The organism is Phycisphaerae bacterium, from assembly GCA_035384605.1.
Lineage (GTDB): Bacteria > Planctomycetota > Phycisphaerae > UBA1845 > PWPN01 > JAUCQB01.
The window spans coordinates 6,034-7,621 of sequence record DAOOIV010000170.1 but is presented as its reverse complement, the minus strand read 5'-3'; the positions used below and the strand labels follow the sequence as shown (position 1 = coordinate 7,621).

The window sequence follows — 1,588 nt, the reverse complement described above, 5'->3', positions numbered from 1 at the left end:
CGGGCTGGACGTACACGGTGACGGATTCAGTGACCGGCCTGCCGATTGCCGGGGTGGCTGTTTGGGCGACTACGGATTCAGCGGGCGTGAACATCGTGGCCTATGACACGACGAACGAGAGCGGGCAGGTGACGTTCTACCTTTCGGCGGGCACGTACTACATCTGGCGACAGAAGGCTGGGTACACGTTCGATGATCCCGATCAGGAGGTCGTAAGCTGATGGCTGGCAGCGGAACAGGCACACCGATTTCGGTAGTCTCTTTGTTCGTAGTCGAGACCGGTTCTGGTCTAAGCACGGCCAACAGCTACCTGTCGGTGGCGGACGCCGACACGTACCACAGCAATGTCACGCGGTCGAGTGACTGGTCGGCGGCGACGGCGGCGGTCAAGCAGAACGCCCTGATTGTGGCGACGCAGTACCTGGATGTCCGGTACCAGGGCAGGTGGCGCGGCTACAGGAACAGTTCGGCACAGGCATTGGCGTGGCCCCGGTGCTCGGTGGAGGACGACGATGGGTACTTGCTCGATTCCGCGTCGCTGCCCCAAAGACTCAAAGATGCTTGTGCGGAGATGGCCTTGCGTGTGGTGCTTGGAGACGACCTGCTTGGTACGGTCACGGAGACGGGCGAAGTGGTGTCGGAGTCGGTGTCGGTCGGGCCGATTTCGGAATCCAAGACTTACGCGGGCGGCAAGCCGTATGGGTACGAATACCCCAAGCTCGATGCGTTGGTTCGCGGGTTGATCGAAATCGGCGGGTCGGTGATTCGAGGTTGATATGGCGATCACGGCGGCGAAGGCGCTGGAGTTGCTGACGAAGTACGGGGCTGATGTGGTGTTCCGGGTGTATGAGGCGTCGAGCTATGACCCGGCGACGGGCAAGCGGACGATGGGGACGGCGGCGCAGCACACGGTCAAGGCGGTGGAAGAGCATCGCAAGGACCAGGTGCCCGGATGGGCGGACATGGTGCTGTACGTGTCGCCGAGCGGGATGGAGTTTGTGCCGGCGGTGCTGATGGAAGTGGTGTACGCGGGCAAGACGTGGGTGGTGGTGATGGTCAAGCCCACGACGTTCAAGGGCCAGACGGTGCTGTACGAGTTGGCGGTGAAGGCGGTGGCCTGACTTTTTTTCTGTGGCGATGCCTCTGAACGATGGCGTGTAGAAGTGAATGCAAATCAGTTCAATCTGTCGTTGAGGAACTTCGCGGCCGTGGAGGTCCCGAAGAAGATCCAGCAGATTCACCAGAAGGTGGCACTGGAGGCTCTGAAAAGTCTGGTGATGAAGACCCGGGTCAGGACTGGAAGGGCGCGGGGCAACTGGCAGGTGGAGAACAACAACCGCCCGGAGACGGCCACGATGGACACAGACCCGGACGGCTCATCGACGATCAAGAATGGGTCCGGGGTGATTGCCGAAGTCCGGCCGTTTAGTGTGACGTATATCACTAACAACGTGCGATACATCGTGTTCCTGGAAGATGGACGAGGCACGTTTGCCGGTGACCACATGATGGCTCGCACGATCGAAGAGATCAAGAGGATGTTCCGGTGACGTACACGCAGATTCACAACGCGATTCGCAGTCGGTTC

At 60.4% G+C, this 1,588-nt stretch carries 4 protein-coding genes; all 4 read left to right on the top strand.

Annotated features, from left to right (window positions below; genetic code table 11):
* On the top strand, positions 1 to 221 hold a 221-nt coding region (locus PLL20_20965; protein ID HPD32472.1), incomplete at its 5' end, for a carboxypeptidase regulatory-like domain-containing protein.
* Entirely contained in the window at positions 221 to 775 is a 555-nt protein-coding gene (locus tag PLL20_20960; protein HPD32471.1) for a hypothetical protein, read from the top strand. The genes PLL20_20965 and PLL20_20960, both read left to right, overlap by 1 nt.
* A 1-nt stretch (position 776) precedes the next feature.
* Positions 777 to 1,121, top strand: a complete 345-nt coding sequence (locus PLL20_20955; protein ID HPD32470.1) for a hypothetical protein — start codon at positions 777 to 779, stop codon at positions 1,119 to 1,121.
* A gap of 42 nt (positions 1,122 to 1,163) precedes the next feature.
* Complete coding sequence (locus tag PLL20_20950) at positions 1,164 to 1,550, top strand: hypothetical protein (GenBank protein ID HPD32469.1); 387 nt, start codon at positions 1,164 to 1,166, stop codon at positions 1,548 to 1,550.
* Positions 1,551 to 1,588 lie beyond the last annotated feature (38 nt).